The sequence below is a fragment of the Nocardia sp. NPDC058519 genome (assembly GCF_042719755.1).
In the GTDB taxonomy this organism is placed as follows: domain Bacteria; phylum Actinomycetota; class Actinomycetes; order Mycobacteriales; family Mycobacteriaceae; genus Nocardia.
In genome coordinates, this window is record NZ_JBHXNK010000036.1 from 55,005 (window position 1) to 68,692 (window position 13,688).

Here is a 13,688-nt window from a genome sequence, read left to right on the forward strand (position 1 = left end):
CCATGGCGCGCAACAGTTATGAGCTCGGGGTCGGCGTCAGCGAGGATCATCTGGCCCTCGCCGACGCGGTCGCCGGTTTCGTCGAACGAACCATCACGGCCGAGGTCGTCCGGTCCGCGGTCGAGTCCGCCGATGAGGGCAAAGCGCTGCCGCATTGGGACGCGCTCGTCGCCCAGGACCTGCTGGGTCTGCACATCGCCGAGGACCTCGGCGGTCAGGGCGCCGGTCTGCTGACCCTTGCCGTCGCACTCGAACCGCTCGGGCGTGGCGTGCACACCGGGCCCTTCGTGTCGACCGTTCTCGCCAGCGCGGTGCTCGCTCAGGCAGCGAATGCCGATGGTGCCCAAGACAAGTCGAAAGAGCTTCTGGCCGGTTTGGCGGACGGGTCGCGAACCGGTGCGGTGGCTTCTGCCTCGAACCTGACCGGCGCGCTCTCGGACGGCGTGCTGACCGTCAGCGGCACCGCCGACGGTGTGATGGGCGCGCTCACCGCCGATGTCATCATCGCGCCGGTCGCGGTGGCCGGCGAACAGCGGTGGGTGGCCTTCGAGAACATCGATCTGACGATCACCGCGCAGGACAGCATCGACGTGCTGCGCGGTTCGGCCCGGCTGCGGGCGGATTCGGTCGAGGTATCGATCGATCGGGTGCTCGACGTGAGTTCGGCCCGCGTGCGTTCGGTGGCCGCGGTGGTGCTCGGTGCCGAAGCGGTCGGCGTCATGTCGTGGTGTGTGTCGACCGCGTCGGAGTATGCCAAGACCCGAGTGCAGTTCGGTCGGCCGATCGGCCAGTTCCAGGGCGTGAAACACAAGTGCGCCCAGATGGGTATCGCCCTGGAGAAGGCACGGGCCGTGCTGTGGGACGCCGCGTTCGCCCTCGATCGCGACGACGACACCGCCGATTACGCGGCAGCCGTTGCCGCGCTGATCATTCCGGACGCCGCGGTGCACGTCGCGCAGGAATGCATCCAGGTGCACGGCGGCATCGGCTTCACCTGGGAGCACGACGCGCACCTGTACTACCGACGGGCCCTCGCCTTGCGCGGTCAGCTCGGTGCGCGCGACGAACGGGCGGAAGCGGTGGCGGATTACGCGTTGTCGGGACTGACCCTGTCCAGCGAACTGGAACTGCCCGCCGAGGCCGAACAGATCCGCGCCGCGGTGCGTGCCGAACTCGCCGAGATCGCGGCGATCGACGACGAGGACGACCAGCTCGTCGCCCTCGGTGACGGCGGCTGGAACCTGCCGCACCTGCCCCGCCCCTACGGCCGCTCTGCCTCGCCGCTCGAGCAGGTCGTGATCGCGCAGGAGATCAAGGCTTCCGGCATCCAGATGCCGCAGCTGCTGATGGGCACCTGGGCGGTCGGCGCGCTCGTCCCGCACGGCGACGAACGGCAGAAGCAGGAACTGGTCGTGCCGACGCTGCGCGGCGAACTGGTGTGGTGCCAGCTGTTCAGCGAACCGGGCGCGGGCTCGGACCTGGCGAGCCTGACCACCAAGGCCACCAAGGTCGACGGTGGCTGGCGGATCAGTGGACAGAAGATCTGGACCACGGTCGCCCAGTTCTCCGACTGGGCGATGCTGATCGCGCGCACCAGCCCCGACAAGCCCAAACACGAAGGCATCACCTACTTCGTGCTCGACATGTCCTCGCCCGGCATCACAGTGCGCCCGCTGCGGGAGATGACCGGATCGGCGCTGTTCAACGAGGTGTTCCTCGATGACGTGTTCATCCCGGACGAGAACGTGGTCGGCGCGGTCGACGACGGCTGGCACGTGGCCCGCACGACCCTCGCGGGCGAGCGGGTGGCGCTGAGCCAGAAGATGGAGGCCTACGCCACCGACACCGACCTGCTGCGGTTCGCGATCGGCCGCGACCTCTCGCCGGTGGCCCGCTATCACATCGGCGAACTCGTGGCGGAGAGCCGGGCGGTGGACGTGATCGGTTCGCGGGTGGTGCTCAAGCAGCTGTCCGGCATCGACGTGTCCACCACCTCCAGCGTCGCCAAGCTGCTGGGAATGGGTCTGGGACAGGCGATTTCGGAGTACATCGTCGCCGAACTCGGGGTCGCCGGTGTGGTGTCGGTGCCCGGCGAGCGCAGCGACCACGCGATGGAACAGCTCATCGCGGGCCGTGCCACCACCATCTACGGCGGCACCACCGAGGTCCAGCTCAATGTCATCGGTGAGCGGATGCTCGGCCTGCCACGGGACGCGGCGGTGAACGGGTGAGCAGTCCCGGCCCTCGGGCAGGCGGGCCACTGGCCGGTCTGCGGGTGATCGAGATCGCCAGTCTCGCACCGGGACCCTTCGCGTGCATGGTGCTGGCCGATCTCGGCGCCGAGGTGATCCGCGTGGACCGCGTCGGTGACTCGGCGGGGCTGCTCGCCCCGTCGGGTGTGCTCGATCGCGGACGCAAGTCCATCGCGGTTGACCTGAAATCGCCCGAGGGCCGGGAAGTCGTTCTGCGCCTGGCCGAAACCGCCGACGTTCTCGTCGAAGGGTTCCGGCCGGGCGTGGCCGAGCGCATGGGCATCGGTCCCGACGCCTGCGCGCACCGCAATCCCGGACTGATCTACGGCCGGATGACCGGCTGGGGCCAGGACGGCCCGCTGGCGAACGCCGCCGGTCACGACATCAACTACATCGGTGTCGCCGGGGCGCTGGATCTGCTCGGCCGAGCCGGACAGCACCCGACCCCGCCGGTGAACCTGCTCGGCGACTTCGGTGGCGGCGGAATGCTTCTCGTCGTCGGTATGCTCGCCGCGCTCCAGGAACGGACGCGATCGGGCCTGGGCCAGGTGGTCGATGCCGCGATGGTCGACGGTGCGGCCCTGCTGACCTCGTTCCTGCACGGAATGCACGCCGCGGGCCTGTGGGAAGGCGAACGGGGCGAGAACCTGCTCGACGGCGGCGGCGCCTACTACGACACCTATCGCTGCGCCGACGGCGGATATGTCGCGGTCGGCGCGGTCGAGCCGCATTTCTACATCGAACTGCTCGACCGGCTCGGCTTGGCATCGGCCGAGTTGCCCGCGCAGTACGACCTCGACAGCGCCGAGGAACTACGCAACGCGCTGGCCGCGGTGTTCGCCACCAAGCCGCGCGACGAGTGGACCGCGGTGTTCGCGGACTCGGATGCCTGTGTGTCACCGGTGCTTTCGCCATGGCAGGCACACGAGCACCCGCACAACAAGGCCCGCGACGCCTTCGTCGAGGTGGGCGGCATCAGACAGCCCGCACCCGCCCCGCGATTCGGGCGCACCCCGGCACCGACCCCACGGCCGGGCAGCACAACCGGTGCCGACACCAGCGCGGTCCTGCGGGACCTCGGCTACGGAGACGACGAGACCGACCGTCTCCGCCGAGCCGGGGCGATCGCCTGACCTGCCGATCACCGTGCCCCTGCGGTCCGGAGCGATGGAATCCCTGGACTACAGTTCGTAGTACACGGAAACCGCCACTCCGGACCCCATGAACCCGGTGAAGGGAGAGATGTGACCGCACAGAGCACCGACGGCAGAGCCAGCCGCTGGGACCGCCACCGTGCCGACCGCCGCGAACTCATCCTCGCCGCGGCCCTCGAGGCGGTCCAGTCCCAAGGCGCCTCGGTCGGAGTCCAGGAGATCGCCGACCTGGCCGGCGTCCCCCGCTCGGTCCTCTACCGTCTCTTCAAAGACCGCCAAGACCTCGACGAACAGCTACGCACCCGCATCGTCGACGACCTGATGGCAGTACTCGCCCCCACCCTGAACCCCGAGGGCACCGTCACCGAGGCGATCGCGCGCTCGGTCGACGCCTACGTGGGCTGGATCGCGACCAACCCGCGCCTGCACTACTTCCTCGGCGCCGGATCGGGCGGCAGCAAGGATCACAACTCGCCGATCGTGTCCGGGACCAAGATCGCCATCGCGGGTACCGTCCGTGAGGTGTTCGTGAGTGCGCTGCGGGCACAGTCCGCGCCGGTGGCAGTCGCCGAACCGATGGCCTTCGGCTTGGTCAGCTTCGTCGACGGCAGTGTGAACCGGTGGCTGAGCCGGTCGATGCAGCCGATGGACGCCGGCGAACTGTCGTCCTACCTGCAGGTCGCCATCTGGGCGATCATCGACGCCAGCCTGCGTGAAGTCGGCGTCACGCTCGATCCGCGGACGTCGATCGCCGAGCTGACGGCGGAGAATTAGATGTAACACGCAGTAGCGTCAACCCTTGTGTGGTACCTCCGGTACCACTAAACTGGGTGTGGAACCACACCGAGGAGACACCGATGACGCTGTCCAGCTACCACGACGCCCTGCAGAGCCTGTCCGAGGGCTCGGTGACCAAACACTTCGATCCCTACATCGATATCGACTGGGACTCGCCCGAGTTCGCTGTGCACTCCGACGACCCGCGCTGGATCCTGCCCGATGTGGACCCGCTCGGCCGTCACCCCTGGTACAAAGCGCAGCCGGTCGACAAGCAGATCGCGATGGGTTTGTGGCGCCAGGCCTGCATCGCGAAGGTGGGTATCGACTTCGAGCAGCTGCTCATCCGCGGGCTCATGCAGTATCTGCCGTCGGTGCCCAACGGTGATCCGGAATTCCGCTACATCACCCACGAGGCTGCCGAAGAGTGCAACCACACGATGATGTTCCAGGAGATGATCAATCGCATCGGCTACCGCGATGTGATCGGCATGGGCTCGGTCGATCGCAAGCTCACGTTGATCATCTGGCCCGCGGTGAAGTTCTTTCCCGGGTTCTTCTTCGCCTTGGTGCTCGGTGGCGAGGAGCCGATCGATCACCTGCAGAAGGCGTTGCTGCGTAGCGACGCCGACCCGCATCCGATGGTGCACCGGGTGATGGAGATCCACGTGGCCGAGGAGGCCAGGCACATCTCGTTCGCGCACGAATACCTTCGGACCAACGTGCCCTCGATGAAGTTCGTGTCGAAAACCGTACTGTCGATAGCGTTTCCGATCATCATGCGGGTGATGCTGGCGATGATCGCGACACCGCCGAAACAGTTCGCCGAGAAGTTCGGTATTCCGGGTGAGGTCATTCGAGACGCGTACTGGCGCAATCCCTACTCGCGGCACGTCAAGCGGGACGTGTTCACCGATGTCCGCGCGCTCACGACCGATATCGGCCTGATGAACCCTGTCGCCAAGCGGGTGTGGCGTCTGCTCGGTATCGACGGACCGGTGTCGCGCTACCGCAGCGAGCCCGCGCGCAGGGCCGCATGAGGGCCGAAAGCTGGCCGGCGCCCACGCACGCCGTGCTCCCGGACAAGGATCCGTTCTTCTCGCCGCGCCCCGGGTTCGAGAGCCTCGCCGAGGGCACGATCCTGCGCTCGCGACCGGTCGAACTCGCCGCGTTCGGGGTGATCGGGCTGAAGGTGCAGGCCTGGCAGCTGCTCTATCGCACGACCGATCTCAACGGTATGCCCGAGGCATCCGTCACCACGGTGGTGGCGCCGATGGGCGGTGTCGCGCCCGGTGCGCCACTGCTGTCGTTCCAGTGCGCGATCGACGCGATCTCGCCGCGGGCGTTTCCGTCCTACGCGTTGCAGCGTGGCTCCCGGGCCATCGGCACCTTCGCGCACGTCGAGCTTCTGTGTTTCGTCGACGCGCTGACCAGGGGTTGGGCGATCTCGATCCCGGATCACGAAGGCATGCTCGGCGTGTGGGGAGCACCACGCGAACCTGGCTACCGCGCACTCGACGGTATCCGCGCGGCACTGGCCTTCGAACCCGGTGGGCTCGACCCGTCGGCGCAGGTCGGCTTGTGGGGCTACTCGGGCGGCGGTCTGGCCACGGCATGGGCCGCGGAAATGGCGCCGACCTACGCGCCCGAACTCGACATCGTCGGTGCCGTGCTCGGCTCCCCGGTGGGTGATCTGGTGTCGACCTTCCATCGGCTCAACGGCGGCCTGCACGCCGGGCTGCCGACGCTCGTCGTCGCCGCGCTGCGCCGGGTGTATCCGGCGTTCGAGGAGCTCGTCGCCACCCATTTCAGCGACGAAGGCCGCGCGGTGCTCGACAAGGCCGCCCAGTCGACGACCGCTGCCGCGGTCCTGCGGCTGGCCCGCTACAACGTCGACCGGCACAGCGGCACCCCGATCGCCGAGCTTCTCGCGATGGAGGCGATGCTGGCCGTCTTCGCCGATCTCACGCTCGGCGACCGGGCGCCCGCGGTACCGCTGCTGGTCGTGCAAGCCGTGCACGACCAGATCATCGCGGCGGCCGACATCGACGCGCTCGTGCAGCGCTATCGCGAGCTCGGCGCGCATGTGACCTACCTGCGTGACCGGGCGAGCGAACACATCACCTTGCTGCCGCTGTCGACGCCGTTGAGCCTGAACTGGCTCGGCGACCGATTCGCCGGTGTGGCGGTGACGCCGTCGGAAACCCGCACCGTGCGCAGCGTGCTCGCGCTGCCCGCGGGTCGTCGCGGGCTCGGCGCCCTCGCGCACGCCGCCCTACAGGCGTTGTTCGGGCGTCCGATCACCGCCTCGGCGACCGGTCACGGCAGGGGTCGCACGGTGGGCAGAGCTCGTCGCGCGGCATGAGGCCAGAACTTACTCACTGGTAAGATACGAGATATTGGGTCTGCCGGCAGGCAGTAACTGGTGAGGTAAGGGGTTTACCGATGGGGATCGTTGCCGAGCTGCCGCGCGCGGTGCGCAATGTGTGGTCGGTGTCGTTCGGCGGTGGACTCGAGTCCTACCGCCCCGCGCCGTCGACGACGGTGTACGACGGCGCACACCGGCACTTGAAGCGCTACGACCGCACCACGTCGGCGAAGGGCAATCCGGTGCTGCTCGTGCCGCCGCTCGCGGTGACCACGGCGTGCTTCGACCTGCGTCCAGGGCAGAGCCTGGTGCGCTTCCTGCTCGACCAGGGCAGGCAGCCCTACGTCATCGACTACGGCGAATTCGGTTACGCCGATCGCGATCTCGGCCTCGAGGACTGGATCGACGACATCCTGCCCGAGGCGATCGCACGGGTCTCCGAAGAACACGACGGCCGTGGCGTCGACATCATCGGGTGGTCACTGGGCGGGGTGCTCGCTCTGCTGACCGCGGCCTCCCACGCCGACCTGCCGATCGCCTCCATCACCTGCCTGGCCGCACCGATCGACCAGGCCCGCACCGCGTTCCTGATCCCGCTGCGCCTGTTCGCCAAGATCACCGGTGGCCGGGAGATGGCTTTGGCGACCAAGCTCATGGGCGGCATCCCGCAGGAGTTCGTCCGGCTGGGCTTCCGCATCCAGGCCTTCGACCGCGAGCTCGTCAAACCGATGTTCCTGGCCCGCAACGCCTTCGACACCGAGGCGCTGGCCAAGATGGAGGCGACCGACCGGTTCATGGCCACCATGCCCGGCTACCCTGGCCGCTCGTACTGGCAGATCCACCGCAGCTTGGTCCTGCGCAACGAACTCGCGAGCGGGTCGATCCGCTTGAGGTCGGACCTGGTGATCGAACTGTCGAAGGTCACCTGCCGGGTGCTGCTGGCGGGCAGCCGCGGCGACGTTGTGGTGCCCGCCGCCTCGGTACGCCGCGGCCTCGATGTGCTGCCGAACGCCGCGCAGGTCGAGTTCGTCGAGGTCAGCGGCGGCCACCTGGGTTTGGTGTCCGCCGCCGACACGACCTGGCCGGCGATCGAGGAGTTCCTCAGCCGCTGACCACGGCCGCTGACCCGTGCTCGAGGACTCCGACAGCGGTTGACCAAACCGCCGGAAGGGGCAGACCGAACCTCTCTTCATGCCTCACGCACGGTCGTGGGGTGACCCGCACTACGAGAGGTTCCGCATAGTGAGACGAACACGCCGATCGATCCGTACGGCAACGGCGCACACCGCGCTGGTGGGCGCGTTGGCCTTCACCGGGCTGGCGCTGCCTGCCGGGGTCGCTGCCGCCGAGCCCGAGACCGCCCGTGTGGTCTCGGCAGACGACATCGACGGCAGGCGCCAGCTGGTGACCGTCTTCTCCCCGGCGATGAACAAGCCGATCCCGTTGCAGGTCATCCGGGCCGCCGACACCGAGAACCCGCGGCCGACAATGTATCTGCTCAATGGTTCCCAAGGCGGCCCGAACGAGAGCGGATGGGACGCGCAGACCGATGCCGTGGAGTTCCTCAGCGGCAAGGACGTCAATGTCGTGTCCCCGGTCGGGGGTGCCAGCTCCTACTACACCGACTGGGTGCGCGACGACGCCGCGCTCGGCCGCAACAAATGGCAGACATTCCTCAACGACGAGTTGCCGTCGGTGATCGAGGGATTCCTCCGGGCCGACGGCAACCGCACCGTGGTGGGTGTGTCGATGAGTGGCACCTCGGTGCTGAACCTGGCGATCGCCAAGCCGGGTTTCTGGAACAGCGTGGCCTCCTACAGCGGTTGCGCGCAGACTTCGGACCCCATCGGCCAGGAATTCGTCCGGATCACGGTCGAGAACTGGGGTGGCGGGCAGAGCATCGAGAACATGTGGGGGCCACGCACAGGCCCACTGTGGCGAGCCAACGATCCGCTCGTCAACGCGGAGAGGTTGCGCGGCACCGAGGTCTACCTGAGCACCGGCACCGGCCTCCCCGCCGCACCCCACGACACACCCGCCGACAAACGCGTCCAGGAGGGCAGGATCCCGCTCCCGGTCCAGATCGCCCTCGGTGGACCCATCGAAGCGGCGGTGCACTTCTGCACGATGAACCTCGCCAACCGCCTGCGCGAGCTGAACATTCCGGTCACGCTGGACGAACGACCCGTAGGCACCCACTCGTGGGGTTACTGGGAGGACGACCTGAAAACATCGTGGCCGTTCCTGGCGCAGTCGGTCGGCAGCCGGACGAACTGAGTCCACCGCCGGGCCAAGTGCGACAACGAGTCCCGATGACCGGCTCCGCGGTCATCGGGACTTCGTGTCTGTGCCGTGCCTCGGGGTCAGCGCACTGTCACCACCCGGGAATGCCGTCCGGTGGCACCATCGGGGAACGGTGTGGTCCGAACGTCGGTCTGCACCGTGCCGGTGGCATCGACGGCGCGCACTCGCAGCGCGTGAGTTCCGGGGGAGGCGTTCCACACCCAGGTCCATTGGCGCCAGGTGTCGATGGAGTACGCGGCGGCGAGCATGGCCTGCTGCCAGGGGCCGTCATCGACCTGGACTTCCACGGCGGTGATACCGCGGCCCTGTGCCCAGGCGACGCCGGCGACGGTCACCGGTCCGGCGGGCAGGTTCGCGAACGCGGCGGGGACATCGATCCGGGACGCGGTCTTGATGGGCGCACGGTCGGCCCAGCCACGTTCGGTCCAGTACGCCGCGGCGCGGTCGAAGCGGGTGAGTTCGAGGTCGACCACCCATTTGGTGGCCGAGACATAGCCGTAGAGACCGGGCACGATCATCCGTGCCGGGTAGCCGTTGGCCACGGGCAAGGCGGCGCCGTTCATCGCGACAGCGAGCAGTGCGTCAGGATTGTCGAGGATGGCGGCCAACGGGGTGCTCGCGGTGAATCCGTCGATACTGCGCGACAGGAGCATGTCGGCATCGCGAGCCGGGCCGGCTTCCCTCAGCAGATCAGCGAGGCGGTAGCCCGTCCAGGTCGCGGTTCCGGCGAGTCCGCCGCCGACTTCGTTCGAGACACAGGTGAGCGTGATGAGTGATTCGACGGCAGGCCGGGCGCTCAATTCGTCGAAGTCGAGCCGGATTTCGCGGTCAACCATCCCGTGGATACGCAGCCGCCACCGATCGCGGGTCAATGACGGAAGCTGCAACGCGGTGTCGATGCGATAGAAATCCGCAGCCGGAGTGATGAATCGGGTCAAACCGGGAACCGCGAGATCCATCTCGGGCGCGACCGGCGGGATGGGATCGGCCACGCGGGGAAGGACGAAAGCCGCTCGGTCGGCGCCGATATCGCGCAGTCGCTGACCGATGATCCGCCCCGCGGTGCCCGCCGCGGCGGCACCGGCAACCACGACTCCCAGCGCCAGCAGGAACCCGCGACGGGTGGGCCCCGCCTGCCGACCGGCATCGGCCGGAACGAGGAACAGCGCGCACAGCGCCGCGATCCCCGCACACGTACCGACGACGGCGGGGATGGCGAACAATGGCGTGGCGGTCGGCCTCGACAGCGCCAGAACCGCCACGACGAGGCCGAGACCGCCCAGGCCGCAAGCTCCCAGCGCGAGCTTGCGGCGGGTCACCTGGCCGATCAGCGCGGCCGCCGCCACCATGACCACACCCATCGTGATAGCCAGTGCCAGTTTGTCGTTCGTACCGAACCAGCGAATGGCATTGTCCTTGAGCCACTTCGGCGTCCGGTCGACCACCGTCGCGCCGAGTACGAAGAACGGCGAGGAAGCCGGATCGATGAAGGCGGCCACGAGGTGCCCGACCCCGAGGACGACGGCGGCGGCAGCCGTAGTTGCGGCGGCCGCCGCCGTGCGGCTCATCGGCCGATGCGTGAACCCGATGCGGCGAATCATGCTGTCACTCCTGAGGTATCGAGTGCCGGCACGACCCGCCGGGGCGGGTCAGCCGACAGTCATGCTGACGATCACCGGTGTGGTCGGACCTGGCGAGCCACCGGCGGGCTCGACTGTCACCGCGAGGGTGTCGGCGGCATCGACGGCGGTGACGACCGAGGCCGAACCATCCATCACCGACACGGACTTCGGTGTGCCCGCGGGCGGCACCAACCACAGCTGGTAGGTGCGGTCGGCGGGCAGCGTGGGCATATCGCTGAACGACACCGCGGCGGCGCCGAGCTCCTTCGACTGGGACACCGTCATCGACCCGCCGCCGGGCACGCCGACCGAGGACTCGCGGCTGTCGGGCCGGTCGATCACTTGCTGTGCCGTGACCGCTTTCGATCCCTCATCCGCGCGTTCGATCACCGCCGCGATGCCGACCCCGGCGCCGACAGCCACGATGGCCGCCGCCGCGACGGTCAACCACCGCACATGCCAGCTCCGGCCGAGACCACCGCGGCGCGCGAGTGGATGCCTGCGCGAATCGTGTTGGTCCAAGGCCAGCATCAGCGCGGATTCCAGTCGCGCTGGCGGTGGCACCGAGTCGAACACGGTCAGCGCCGCGATGGTCTCCTGAATGCGGCGCACGGCGGCGTGGAACTCCGCCGCGCGGTCGGGTCCGGCAGCGAGGAGCCATTCGTCGAGAGCGTGCCGCTGCTCGGGGTCCATCGCGTCCAGTGCGTACGGGTAGGCCTCGTCCATCCATGACCAAGGGGTCCGCCGATCTGTCTCGCTCATCGGAAATTCCCTCCGGTCAAACAATTTTCGAGTCTCTTCAAGCCGTCTCTGATCCGGCTCTTCACCGTCGGCAACGGCACGGCCAAGGTCTCGGAGACCTCGACATAGGTGCGCCCGCTGTAGTAAGCCAGCGCCACCGCCTCGCGTTGCAGTTCGGTCATGGTCTCCAGGCAATCCAGCACCGACTGTTCGTCGAGCCGCTGGATCACCTCCTCGGACACGATGTCGTGGTCGCAGCCGAGGTTGGCATGTCCGAAGACGAGGTCGCGGCTGGTGGCCGATTGCTCGGCCCGCACCCGGTCGACCGCGCGCCGATGGGTCAGCATCAGCAGCCAGCCGATCGGGCTGGCCTTGTTGGCGTCGTAGTCCGGTGCCAGCGACCAAACCTGCAGGAACACCTCCTGGGCGATGTCCTCGGCGGCGCCGTGGTTGCGCACCACCCGCAGCGCGAGACCGAACACCCGGGAGCTGGTGGCACGGTAGAACTCGGCGAACGCCGCACGATCACCGGCCGCGACGTCACCGAGCAGTGTTACCAGCCGGGCTTGGGCGGCATGGTCGGGCTTGGCACCCGCCGGGCAAGCGGTCGCCGGATCGGCGACCGCTCGCAGGCGGATCGGTGAGGAGCCCGGCCGGTTCGTCATCGTGTGGTTCCTGCTCGCATCGGCATAAGAGGGACTTCGGCCAGCCCACACGTCCGGATGGGCGCCGCCGAGATATTTCTCGTCCGATGTTACGAGCTTCAGCGGCGCCATCATCGCCGACATCAGGCTGCAGGCGGCATGAGCACGCTGTCGATCATGTACACGGTGGCATTGGCCGTGCCGACGCCACCACAGATCACGTTCGCGTCGCCGACCTTGATGCTGTTGCCCGAACCGCTGACCGTGACATCAGCGCCTTCGACGGTCTTGTGCGTACCCGCGATGGACTGCGGGGCGATCTGGCCGGGAACCACGTGGTAGGTGAGGATCTTGGTGAGCGTGGCCGAGTCGGTCTTCAACGACTCGATGGTGGCCGGATCGATCTTCGCGAAGGCGGAGTCGACGGGCGCGAAGACGGTGAACTGGCCGCCGTTGAGGGTGTCGACCAGGTTGACCTCGGGGTTGAGCTTGCCCGAGACCGCCGCCACGAGGGTGGTGAGCATCGGGTTGTTGGACGCGGCGGTGGCCACCGGGTCCTGTGCCATTCCGCTGACCGAGCCGGGACCGCTGGGAACCTGGGCGGCGTATTCCGCGCACCCCGGACCGACCAGGCCCGAAGCGGCGGCAGCGCCGGAGGTGGTGGGCGCCGATGTCATCGGCGCGGAGGAGGTGGGTGCGGTGGTGCTCGAGTCGTCGTCGGAACCACAGGCAGAGGCGCCGAGCACCGAGCCGAGGAGTACTGCCGCCATGAGGGCACTGCGCATCGATCGCATGGTCTTTTCGTCACTTCCGTCGAGGCGGCGGGAGCCGCACTGGTTTGGACGCAACGGAGTTCGGCTGGCCCACCGACTCGGATGGCCGTCGAACCGACCGGATTTTCGCGCGTGGCCTCCTCGGCCCGGCGGTCAGGACTTCGTGGCGACGACGAGAATGTTCTTACCGAAGAGTTTGCCGGTGCCGACCTGCAACAGCTTGCTGAGCGGGAACAGCACCCGGTCGTAGAACTTCAGTGCTCGCGTGTTGATCGTGCCGTCGTCGCTGCCGATGATCTTGTAGGCCAAGGTGGCGAAGAAGCCGATCGGGTCGCAGTAGCGCGACTCCACGATCTCCAGGCCCGCATTGCGCAGAATGCGCTCGAGCTGGGTCCGGCGGTAGCGCCGGTAGTGCCCGACCTTCGTGTCCATCGCCGTGAACAGCATCTCGAGCGCGGGCACATAGATCACCAACGTCCCGCCCGGCCGCAACAGTGAGGTGAGGTGTTCCGAGGCTTCCTGGTCGTTCTTGATGTGCTCGAAAACGTTGAAAGAATATATGAGACTGTACATTTCGGACTCGGACGGCTCGGCCTCGCAATCGACGACCTTGTAGCCCTTCGACAGCAGCAATTTCTGCAGCTCGGCGTCGGGTTCGAGACAATCCGGGATGATCCGCCGCTCGGCCAGCATATCGGCATAGGTGCCCCGACCAGCACCGAAGTCGAGTATTCGCAGATCCGGCGACGCGACATGTTTATCCACACAGTCGATCAGAAACTTGTTGTAGTTGACCGCTTCGGTCATCGCCTCCAGGTTGTCGCACCCGGTGTACGCGAATTCGCTGCTGGTCACGCTGATCCCCTCAATTCATCGATGGGCGGCAATGGCGGCCAGCGTAGTCCGACTGCATTGCGGTGCCACGACATCGGGCAACTTTGTCCGCGCGGCTCGGTCGGCGTCAGCGGCGGTCCGCGGGGTCGGCCGTGGCGAGAGAGGCCGGAGTTGGTTGAGAGGTAACAGGTTCGGCGCATCGGGTGCGATGCTCGCGCC

Annotated in this window: 12 protein-coding genes; 7 read left to right on the top strand and 5 right to left on the bottom strand. The window is 67.7% G+C overall.

From position 1 onward, the window contains the following. The first annotated feature begins 2 nt into the window (after positions 1-2). The 7 genes from ACFWPK_RS29650 to ACFWPK_RS29680 all read left to right on the top strand — a co-directional run bounded on the left by ACFWPK_RS29650 (position 3) and on the right by ACFWPK_RS29680 (position 8,828). Positions 3-2,231, top strand: a complete 2,229-nt coding sequence (locus ACFWPK_RS29650; RefSeq protein ID WP_378921328.1) for an acyl-CoA dehydrogenase — start codon at positions 3-5, stop codon at positions 2,229-2,231. After that, entirely contained in the window at positions 2,228-3,385 is a 1,158-nt protein-coding gene (locus tag ACFWPK_RS29655; RefSeq protein WP_378921330.1) for a CaiB/BaiF CoA transferase family protein, read from the top strand. Before ACFWPK_RS29650 ends, ACFWPK_RS29655 begins: the two co-directional genes overlap by 4 nt. A 111-nt stretch (positions 3,386-3,496) precedes the next feature. Continuing rightward, a complete protein-coding gene (locus ACFWPK_RS29660; protein WP_378921332.1) occupies positions 3,497-4,180 on the top strand; it encodes a TetR/AcrR family transcriptional regulator in 684 nt (227 codons plus the stop codon). Positions 4,181-4,263: 83 nt separating this feature from the next. After that, positions 4,264-5,223, top strand: coding sequence for a diiron oxygenase (locus ACFWPK_RS29665; RefSeq protein WP_378921334.1), 960 nt, complete (start codon positions 4,264-4,266; stop codon positions 5,221-5,223). Then, positions 5,220-6,548 carry a lipase family protein gene (locus ACFWPK_RS29670; RefSeq protein ID WP_378921336.1) on the top strand — a complete coding sequence of 443 codons (1,329 nt, stop codon included), beginning with the start codon at positions 5,220-5,222 and terminating at the stop codon, positions 6,546-6,548. The genes ACFWPK_RS29665 and ACFWPK_RS29670 overlap by 4 nt, the downstream gene beginning before the upstream one ends. Before the next feature lie 80 nt (positions 6,549-6,628). Next, entirely contained in the window at positions 6,629-7,663 is a 1,035-nt protein-coding gene (locus ACFWPK_RS29675; RefSeq protein WP_378921338.1) for an alpha/beta fold hydrolase, read from the top strand. A 127-nt stretch (positions 7,664-7,790) separates the two neighbouring features. Then, entirely contained in the window at positions 7,791-8,828 is a 1,038-nt protein-coding gene (locus ACFWPK_RS29680; protein ID WP_378921359.1) for an alpha/beta hydrolase, read from the top strand. Positions 8,829-8,914: 86 nt separating this feature from the next. Here the strand turns inward: ACFWPK_RS29680 and ACFWPK_RS29685 are convergent, their stop codons facing one another. The 5 genes from ACFWPK_RS29685 to ACFWPK_RS29705 form a co-directional block, all read right to left on the bottom strand. Continuing rightward, positions 8,915-10,456 carry a molybdopterin-dependent oxidoreductase gene (locus tag ACFWPK_RS29685; protein WP_378921340.1) on the bottom strand — a complete coding sequence of 514 codons (1,542 nt, stop codon included), beginning with the start codon at positions 10,454-10,456 and terminating at the stop codon, positions 8,915-8,917. A 48-nt stretch (positions 10,457-10,504) separates the two neighbouring features. After that, positions 10,505-11,239 carry an anti-sigma factor domain-containing protein gene (locus tag ACFWPK_RS29690; RefSeq protein ID WP_378921342.1) on the bottom strand — a complete coding sequence of 245 codons (735 nt, stop codon included), beginning with the start codon at positions 11,237-11,239 and terminating at the stop codon, positions 10,505-10,507. Beyond that, complete coding sequence (gene sigK / locus ACFWPK_RS29695; RefSeq protein ID WP_378921344.1) at positions 11,236-11,883, bottom strand: ECF RNA polymerase sigma factor SigK; 648 nt, start codon at positions 11,881-11,883, stop codon at positions 11,236-11,238. Before sigK ends, ACFWPK_RS29690 begins: the two co-directional genes overlap by 4 nt. Positions 11,884-12,005: 122 nt before the next feature. Beyond that, positions 12,006-12,647: a fasciclin domain-containing protein gene (locus ACFWPK_RS29700; RefSeq protein ID WP_378921345.1), complete on the bottom strand. Its 642-nt coding sequence runs from the start codon at positions 12,645-12,647 to the stop codon at positions 12,006-12,008. 141 nt (positions 12,648-12,788) lie between these two features. Continuing rightward, positions 12,789-13,490 carry a class I SAM-dependent methyltransferase gene (locus ACFWPK_RS29705; protein WP_378921347.1) on the bottom strand — a complete coding sequence of 234 codons (702 nt, stop codon included), beginning with the start codon at positions 13,488-13,490 and terminating at the stop codon, positions 12,789-12,791. Between the last annotated feature and the right edge of the window lie 198 nt (positions 13,491-13,688).

Excerpts from the sequence above, each read along its gene's own strand:
- ACFWPK_RS29650 (WP_378921328.1), top strand. The coding sequence starts at position 3 with ATGGCGCGCAACAGTTATGAGCTCGGGGTCGGCGTCAGCGAGGATCAT.
- ACFWPK_RS29665 (WP_378921334.1), top strand. The coding sequence starts at position 4,264 with ATGACGCTGTCCAGCTACCACGACGCCCTGCAGAGCCTGTCCGAGGGC.
- ACFWPK_RS29670 (WP_378921336.1), top strand. The coding sequence starts at position 5,220 with ATGAGGGCCGAAAGCTGGCCGGCGCCCACGCACGCCGTGCTCCCGGAC.
- ACFWPK_RS29675 (WP_378921338.1), top strand. The coding sequence starts at position 6,629 with ATGGGGATCGTTGCCGAGCTGCCGCGCGCGGTGCGCAATGTGTGGTCG.
- ACFWPK_RS29685 (WP_378921340.1), bottom strand. The coding sequence starts at position 10,456 with ATGATTCGCCGCATCGGGTTCACGCATCGGCCGATGAGCCGCACGGCG.
- ACFWPK_RS29690 (WP_378921342.1), bottom strand. The coding sequence starts at position 11,239 with ATGAGCGAGACAGATCGGCGGACCCCTTGGTCATGGATGGACGAGGCC.
- sigK (WP_378921344.1), bottom strand. The coding sequence starts at position 11,883 with ATGACGAACCGGCCGGGCTCCTCACCGATCCGCCTGCGAGCGGTCGCC.
- ACFWPK_RS29700 (WP_378921345.1), bottom strand. The coding sequence starts at position 12,647 with ATGCGCAGTGCCCTCATGGCGGCAGTACTCCTCGGCTCGGTGCTCGGC.